Here is a 7,953-nt window from a genome sequence, read left to right on the forward strand (position 1 = left end):
GGATCGGGAGGCGGTGCGCATCCGAGCGGCGCTGGCCGGCCGCTCGGACCGGAGGCTCTGGGAGGGCTCCTTCCGGGTGCCCGCCGAGGGCCCCGTCTCCAGCCCCTTCGGGGTGCGGCGCATCTACAACGACAAGCCCCGAGGCTACCACGGGGGGCTCGACATCGCCGCCCCCCGGGGCGCCCCCGTCCTGGCCGGGGCCGCGGGGCGGGTGGCCCTGGCCGGGGACTTCTTCTACACGGGAAACACGGTGTTCCTGGACCACGGCCTGGGGCTCTTCACGGCGTACTTCCACCTGGATTCCCTGGCGGTGGAGGACGGGGAGGCCGTGGCCGCCGGCCAGCTCGTGGGCCGGGTGGGCTCCACCGGGCGCTCCACCGGCCCCCACCTCCACTGGGGGGTCTACGTCTCGGGGCTCCGGGCCGACCCGCTGAGCCTCCTGCGGATCGCGGGGCGCGGCGTCGGGGGCGAGGGGCCTTGACGGTCACACCCGAGCGCCCAATAATGCGTGCTTTTCCACCCGACCCTGCCTTCCCGGAGGGCGTGCGAGAGGGAACCGCCGTGCCCAAGTCTCCCCCCGTGAAGCGCTTCGAGGAGCTCCTGGAACGCCTGGAGGCGCTGGTCGCCTCCCTGGAGTCGGAAGAGCTCGACCTGGAGCGCTCGATCGTCGCCTTCGAGGAAGGCGTGGCCCTGGCCCGGGAGTGCCACCGGCGCCTGGACGAGGCGGAGCGCCGGGTCGAGGTGCTGCGCCGGGGGCCGGGGGGAGCCGTGACGAGCGAGCCGTTCCTGCCGGAAGGGGAGGGGAACAGACCGTGAGCTTCGACCTGGACGCGTTCCTGGAGCGCTGCCGCCTGGCGGTGGAAGGGTATCTGGAGGAGGTGCTGCCCCCCGCCGAGACCTTTCCCCGGCCCCTCTTCGAGGCCATGCGGTACAGCCTCTTCGCCGGCGGCAAGCGCATCCGTCCGGCCTTCTGCTTCGCCGCCGCCGAGGCGGCGGGGGGCGAGGCGCGGGCGGCAGTCCCCTTTGCCGCGGCCCTCGAGATGATCCACACCTACAGCCTCATCCACGACGACCTGCCGGCCATGGACGACGACGACCTGCGCCGGGGCCGGCCCACGAGCCACGTGGTGTTCGGGGAAGGGATGGCGATCCTGGCCGGGGACGGCCTCCTCACCGACGCCTTCGCCGTGCTGACCCGGCCCGAGGTGCTGGCCGCCCACCCCCCCGAGCGGGTGGCCCGGGTGGTGGGGGAAGTCGCCCGCGCCGCCGGCAGCGGGGGGATGGTGGGCGGGCAGGCCCTGGACCTGACAAGCGAAGGGGTGGCGGTGGAGCTGCCCGTGCTGGAGTTCCTCCACACCCACAAGACCGGCGCCCTGATCCGGGCGTCTACGGTAGTGGGCGCCCTGGCCGCTGGTGCCGGGGAAGACGGGGTGGCGGCGCTGGCCCGGTACGCGGAGCGCATCGGGCTGGCCTTCCAGATCGCCGACGACGTCCTCGACGTGGAGGGCTCCACCGCCGCCCTGGGAAAGCCCGTGGGCAGCGATCAGGGGCTGGCCAAGGCCACCTACCCCGCGCTCCTGGGGCTCGGCGAGTCCAAGCGCCGGGCCCGGGAGCTCCTGGACGAGGGGGTGGCGTGCCTCGAGCCCTTCGGGCAGGCCGCCGAGGCCCTGCGGGCCCTGGGGCGGTTCGTGGTGGAGCGCCGTTACTGACCATGGCCTCCGACACCTATCCAACCCTTGCGCGCATCGAAGGGCCGGCCGACGTGCAGGCCCTGTCCCGGGAGGAGCTGGAACGGCTCGCCCAGGAGGTGCGCGGCTTCATCCTGGAGAAGCTCTCCCCCGTGGGCGGCCACCTGGCGTCGAGCCTGGGGGTGGTCGAGCTCACCATCGCCCTGCACGCGGTGTTTCGCTCTCCCGAGGATCGCATCATCTGGGACGTGGGGCACCAGACCTACCCCCACAAGATCCTCACCGGCCGGCGCGACACCTTCGGGACCATCCGACAGAAGGGGGGGCTGTCGGGCTTTCCCCGTCGGGACGAGAGCCCCCACGACGCGTTCGGCACGGGGCACTCCTCCACGTCGATCTCGGCAGGGCTGGGGATGGCGGCGGCCCGGGATCTGGCCGGCGGCTCCCACAAGGTGGTGAGCGTCATCGGCGACGGCTCGCTCACGGCGGGGCTGGCCTTCGAGGGCCTCAATCACGCCGGGCACCTGGACCGGGACCTCGTCGTGGTGCTCAACGACAACGAGATGAGCATCGACTCCAACGTGGGGGCGCTCTCCTCCTACCTCTCGCGCATCCTCACGGGAGACCTCTACTCCCGGTTCCGCAGGGACGTGACCGAGTTCTTGCGCTCCATCCCGAGCTTCGGGGGCGCCATGGCCCGGCTCGTGAAGCGGGTGGAGGAGCACGTGAAGGGCTTCCTCTCCCCGGGAATGCTCTTCGAGGAGCTCGGCTTCACCTACGTGGGACCCCTGGACGGCCACAACCTGGATCACCTGGTCACCACCTTCCAGAACGTGCGCAAGTTTCGCAAGCCCGTGCTCGTCCACGTGGTGACCCGCAAGGGCAAGGGGTTTCTCCCCGCCGAGGAGCGGCCCACGGCCTTCCACGGGATCGGGCCCTTCGACCCCTGCGGCGGGCAGTGCGTGAGCAAGGGGGGCGCTCCGGCCCCCAGCTACACCGAAGTCTTTCGCGACACCCTCGTGCGCCTGGCGCAGGCGAATCCGCGCATCGTCGCCATTACCGCGGCCATGCCCGAGGGCACCGGGCTGGATGCCTTCCGGGAGCGCTTCCCCGAGCGGTTCTTCGACGTGGGCATCGCCGAGCAGCACGCGGTGACGTTTGCCGCGGGCCTGGCCGCCGAAGGGTACGTGCCGGTGGTGGCGATCTACTCCACCTTCCTGCAGCGGGCCTACGACCAGGTGGTCCACGACGTGGCGCTGCAGAAGCTCCCGGTGGTCTTCGCCCTGGACCGGGCGGGGTTCGTGGGGGCCGACGGACCGACCCACCACGGGGCCTTCGACCTCTCCTACCTGCGCCACATCCCCGAGCTGGCGGTGCTGGCACCGGCCGACGAGGACGAGCTCCAGCACGCCCTGGCGACGGCGGTATCCCTGGGCCGCCCCGCGGCGATTCGCTACCCCCGTGGCTGCGGCCCCGGCACCCCCCTGGCCCCGGAGCCCCGGGTCCTGCCCCTGGGAGAGGGCCGCGTGGTGCGGGGGACGGCGGGCGCGGTGCTGGTGGCCAGCGCGGGGGCCGTGTTGGACGCGGTTCTCGAGGCGGTCCAGACGGTTGAGCAAGAAGGAATTCAAGCTTGCGTCTTCGATGCCCGATATGTGAAGCCGCTGGACCGTGAGACGCTCGTCTCCCTCGCCCGGGGGGCCGAGGGGCTCGTGACCGTGGAGGAGAACGCGGCGGCGGGGGGCTTCGGGTCGGCCGTGCTCGAGTGCCTGGCCGAGGCGGACGTCCTGCCCCGGCGGGTGCGGCTGCTGGGGCTGCCCGACCGGTTCGTGGAGCACGCAGCGCAAGGGGAGCAGCGCCGCGAGGTGGGGCTCGATGCCGCCGGGGTGGCCCGGGCGATCCGCGAGGCGGCGGGGGCGATCCCGGGCCGCGGATGAAGGGGCTGCGCCTGGACCAGCTCCTGGTGGACCGGGGGCTCGCCCCCACCCGGGAGAAGGCGCGGGCGCTGGTCCTCGCCGGAGCGGTGGTGGTGGGGGAGCACCGGGCCGAGAAGCCCGGCCAGCGGGTGGCGCCCGACGCGCCGGTGCGGCTCAAGGGGGAGGTCAACCCCTTCGTGAGCCGCGGGGGCTTGAAGCTCCAGGCCGCGCTCGATGCCTTCGGCGTGGACCCGGCGGGCCGGGTGTGCGTCGACGTGGGGGCGAGCACCGGGGGGTTCACCGACTGCCTGCTCCAGCGGGGCGCCCGGCGGGTCTACGCCGTGGACGTTGGGTACGGCCAGCTGGCGTGGAAGCTCCGGGAAGACCCCCGGGTGGTGAGCCGCGAGCGGTGCAACCTGCGCCACCTGGGCCCCGAAGAGATCCCGGAGCCGGCCGGGCTCGTGGTGGTGGACGCGTCGTTCATCTCGCTGCGGCTGCTCCTGCCCAAGGTGCGCGAGCTCCTGGCGCCGGAGGGCGAGGTGATTGCCCTGGTCAAGCCCCAGTTCGAGGTGGGGAAGGGCCAGGTGGGAAAAGGGGGGGTCGTGCGGGACCCGCAGCTGCGGCTCGAGGCCGTGGCCCAGGTGGTCGAGGCCGCTCGCGACCTGGGGTTCGAGCCCTCCGGCACGGTGGAGTCGCCCGTGCCGGGGGCCAAGAAGGGAAACGTCGAGTACCTGATATACCTGAAGCTCGGGAACCTCTGAGAAAGGGGAAGGGCCCCATGGCGATCTTCAACTACGCTGCTCGGGAAATGACGGCCAAGATCGTGTACTACGGCCCCGGACTCTCCGGCAAGACGAGCAGCATCCAGTACATCCACACGAAGATCAGCCCCAAGAGCAAGGGCAAGCTGGTGAGTCTCGCCACCGAGACCGACCGCACCCTGTTCTTCGACTTCTTCCCCGTCGAGTTCGGGCAGATCGGCGGGTTCAAGGTCAAGTTCAACTTCTACACGGTTCCCGGACAGGTGTTCTACAACACCACCCGCAAGCTGGTGCTCAAGGGCGCCGACGGCGTGGTGTTCGTGGCCGACTCCCAGCCGGGGATGATGGAGCAGAACCTCGAGAGCCTGGAGAACCTGCGGGAGAACCTGAAGGCCCACAACATCGACTGGGATTCGGTTCCCTTCGTGCTCCAGTACAACAAGCGCGACATGCCCGGCGCCCTCTCCGTGGAGGAGATGCGCAGCCGCCTCAACCCCCGGGGCGTGCCCGACTTCGAGACCGCGGCCACCACGGGGATGGGCATCATGGAGGCCATGAAGGCCATCTGCAAGGCGGTCCTCGAAGACATCCAGCAGAAGAACAAGCGCGGAGGCGCAGCCCGCCCCGCCGACGCGAGGCCTCAGCCCGCCCCGGCCCCGGCGCCGGAAGCTCCCCCCGCCGCGGCTGCGCCTTCCGCCGCCTTCGGCGGCGTGCCGCCCGCGGCTGCCCGGGCCGAGCCCGCGCCCATGGAGGAAGGGGTCACCGTGGAGCGGGTCACCGTGGTGCCCGTGTCGGGAAGCGGCGCCACGGCGCTCACGCTCTCCATGCCCGTGGAGCTCCAGATCCCCGCCGGGATGGATGGCACCGAGCTCAGGGTTCAGGTGCGGATCCAGACCCGGGCAGCCGGCCAGGTGTCCCTGGGAGAGGTCCGGGCCGAGCGGCGGGGAGAGGCCGTGGAGGAGCTCATCCCCGAACCTCCGAAGAAGAAGGGATTCTTCGCCCGCCTCTTCGGTGGCTGACGGGGTGCACCGGGTCGAGTTCATCGGGGCGGGCCCCGGCCACCCGGGCCTTCTCACCCTGGCGGGCGCCGAGGCGCTCCGGTCCTGCCCTGCGGTGCTCGCGCCGGCCAGCTTCCAGGAGAGCTTCGCGCCGCTCCTGGCGGGCAAGGAGGTGGCGAGCCCCTTCCAGCTTCCCCACGCGGGGCTCGTGGCGTGGGTGGAGGAGCGCCTGCCCCGGGGTCCCGTGGCCTTCCTGGTCCCGGGCGACTTCAGCTCGTTTTGTCCCTTCCAGTCCTACGTCGCCCGCTTCGCGGGCCGCGCCCGGGTCACCCCGGGGGTGGGAGCCCACGCCGCCGCGGCGGCGCTCCTCCAGAAGGGCTTCGACCTGCCCGGCGTGGCCCACGCCACGGTGCTCACGAGCCCCCGGGCGTTTGCCCGCTCGGGGGGCAGGGTGCGGCTGCGCGACTACGCCCGGCCGGGGCACACCCTGGTCATCTACATGAACGACCTGCCCCTGGAGGAGCTGGCCGCGGAGCTGCGTGCCGGGTTCGGGAGCGACGTTCCCCTGGCGGTGCTCGAGCGGGTATCCTGCCCGGGGGAGCGGATCACCGTGGGGACCCTGGACACCATCTGCCGGCAGATCGGCGACCGGGATCCCTTCCGCCTGGCCTCCAACGACCCCGAGCCGGCCCTGGCGCTGGTCATCGCAGGAGACGTCCTGACGGCGTCCGAGGGCCCCGAGTGGTGGGACCGCCGGTACGAAAAGCTCTGGAAACCCCGGGGCGTGCGGTAGCTCGGGGTCCGGTGGCGGTCCCGCAGGCCGGCCCCCTGGTACCCCAAACCACAAGCTCGTGTGCGAATCGCATCCATCTGCGCTCGGCGAATGCCACGGCGCAGAGGCCTGAAACCATCGAACCACAAAGACACGAAAACACAAAGGAGATCACGGGAATAAGTATACCGGGTAACCCCCCGCCTACGGCGGGGGACCCACGAAGTTTGACAGTTCCAGGAGCAAACGGGCTGTGTTGCGATCCGTGTGGGTTCGCGGAACGGCAGAGATCTCGGGAATGCGGCTCGTTCACCCGTAGGGGGGGGCACACGGGGCCCCCCCCCCCCCCCCCCCCCCCCCCCCCCCCCGCGCCCCCCGGGGACGACCGCAGCCCCGTGCGGGCGCACGCAGTGCGCCCCTACGGACCTAGACCCCGAGATTGCGCACCAGCGGGTCTACCCACACGAGCCGAAAGAGAGCCGCTTTGAGCGGCTCCCGGTTGTCCCGCCGCCTTGGGCGGCGTCAGGTTATCAAACCCTCACCTTGGGTGGGGGTCTCTGACAAGTGCGCATTCTTGGTGTCTTCGTGTCTTCGTGGTTCACAAACGGGGTGGTCTCCTGACGGGAACGCAATGCCCAACGCGCTGAAGACAGGGGGTGCGGGGCCGGGAACCCCCGTGCCGTGGCTCCTCGCCCCCGTGGACCGGGAAGAGGAGGTGGGGCTGCTCGCCGCCGCGGGGGCCCACGAGCTCTATGGAGGCGTCCAGCCCGATGCCTGGCTCCGGGCGGGTCGGGGGGTCTCGGCCAACCAGCGCACCTTTGCCTCGGCCCACTTCCCCTCGGAGGCGTCCTTCGCCCGGGCCGCGGCCGAGGCCCGGCGGGCGGGGGTCGCCCTTCGCCTGGCCCTCAACGCCCCCCTGTACGACCCTCCCGACTACCCCGAGCTCGTGGCGCTCGCCGCCCGCGCCGCCGCGTGGGGCGTGGCGGGGGTGATCGCCGGCGACCTGGGCCTCTTGCAGCGGCTGTCCCGGGCGGGCCTTCCCCTGGAGCTGACCCTCTCCACCCTGGCCGGGGCCATGAACCGCGAGTCGCTGGCCTTCTTCCGGCGCTTCGGGATCTCCCGCGCGGTGCTCCCCCGGCACCTGACCCTGGCGGAGATGGCGGCCCTGGCGGGGGCGCACCCGGAGGTGGGCTTCGAGGCCTTCGTGCTCGTGGGCCGCTGCCCCAACGAAGAGGCCTACTGCACCTTCCAGCACACGAGTCCCTCGAAGCGCTGGCCCTGCGAGATCCCCTACGAGCTCTCCGACGCCGGCGGGGGTCCCCTGCCGGCGGGGCACCCGCTGGCAGGCTGGCACGCCTCCTGGCGCCAGGCCGACCGGCGGCTGGCCTGCGGCCTGTGCGCCATCCCCGAGCTCGCGCGGATCGGGGTGCGCCATCTCAAGCTCGTGGGGCGGGGGGGGCCGACCTCCGTCAAGGTGGCCAACGTGGCCCTGGTGCGCGCCTTCCTCTCGGGGGATCGTTCCCGCGCCGAGGCCCTGGCAGCCTACGAAGACCGGTTCGGCGGGCCCTGCCATCCCCTCGTGTGCTACTTCCCCGAGCTCCACCCCTCCCGCGCCGGCGGCCCTGACGGGCCGTCCTGACGGGTCCCTTCCAGATCGCCCCGCTCCTGCCGCTGCCGGCCCGCGCCGTGGGCTTGGGCGCGCCGCAGGAAGAGGGGGCCCAGGGCCACCCCCGCCGCCATGGTGAGGAACGCGGCGCCCCAGGAGGCGCTGGTGGTCCCTCCCCCGGTGGCGTCCAGCACCACGCCCACCGCGAGCGGGCC

The 7,953-nt window shown here is 72.4% G+C and carries 8 protein-coding genes and 1 pseudogene; 8 read left to right on the top strand and 1 reads right to left on the bottom strand.

From position 1 onward, the window contains the following. The 8 genes and pseudogenes from AB1578_04460 to AB1578_04495 all read left to right on the top strand — a co-directional run. Positions 1-481: M23 family metallopeptidase (locus AB1578_04460; GenBank protein ID MEW6487154.1), on the top strand; the 481-nt coding region annotated here is incomplete at its 5' end. Between the two features lie 62 nt (positions 482-543). Further along, on the top strand, positions 544-816 hold the full coding sequence (locus AB1578_04465) for an exodeoxyribonuclease VII small subunit (protein MEW6487155.1): 273 nt from the start codon (positions 544-546) through the stop codon (positions 814-816). Further along, the gene (locus AB1578_04470) at positions 813-1,709 is read left to right on the top strand and encodes a farnesyl diphosphate synthase (protein ID MEW6487156.1); all 897 of its coding nucleotides are present in this window, start codon (positions 813-815) and stop codon (positions 1,707-1,709) included. Before AB1578_04465 ends, AB1578_04470 begins: the two co-directional genes overlap by 4 nt. A gap of 2 nt (positions 1,710-1,711) precedes the next feature. After that, the gene (dxs, locus tag AB1578_04475) at positions 1,712-3,622 is read left to right on the top strand and encodes a 1-deoxy-D-xylulose-5-phosphate synthase (GenBank protein ID MEW6487157.1); all 1,911 of its coding nucleotides are present in this window, start codon (positions 1,712-1,714) and stop codon (positions 3,620-3,622) included. Beyond that, positions 3,619-4,362: a TlyA family RNA methyltransferase gene (locus AB1578_04480; protein MEW6487158.1), complete on the top strand. Its 744-nt coding sequence runs from the start codon at positions 3,619-3,621 to the stop codon at positions 4,360-4,362. Before dxs ends, AB1578_04480 begins: the two co-directional genes overlap by 4 nt. A gap of 17 nt (positions 4,363-4,379) precedes the next feature. Beyond that, positions 4,380-4,976 (top strand): annotated as a pseudogene (locus AB1578_04485) (GTPase domain-containing protein). A gap of 409 nt (positions 4,977-5,385) precedes the next feature. Continuing rightward, the gene (locus tag AB1578_04490) at positions 5,386-6,153 is read left to right on the top strand and encodes an SAM-dependent methyltransferase (protein ID MEW6487159.1); all 768 of its coding nucleotides are present in this window, start codon (positions 5,386-5,388) and stop codon (positions 6,151-6,153) included. A 655-nt stretch (positions 6,154-6,808) separates the two neighbouring features. After that, positions 6,809-7,771 carry a U32 family peptidase gene (locus AB1578_04495; protein ID MEW6487160.1) on the top strand — a complete coding sequence of 321 codons (963 nt, stop codon included), beginning with the start codon at positions 6,809-6,811 and terminating at the stop codon, positions 7,769-7,771. Here the strand turns inward: AB1578_04495 and AB1578_04500 are convergent. Further along, on the bottom strand, positions 7,717-7,953 hold a 237-nt coding region (locus AB1578_04500), incomplete at its 5' end, for a hypothetical protein (protein MEW6487161.1). The two genes, AB1578_04495 and AB1578_04500, sit on opposite strands and share 55 nt — an antisense overlap.

It is taken from the genome of Thermodesulfobacteriota bacterium (genome assembly GCA_040756475.1).
In the GTDB taxonomy this organism is placed as follows: Bacteria; Desulfobacterota; Deferrisomatia; order Deferrisomatales; family JACRMM01; genus JBFLZB01.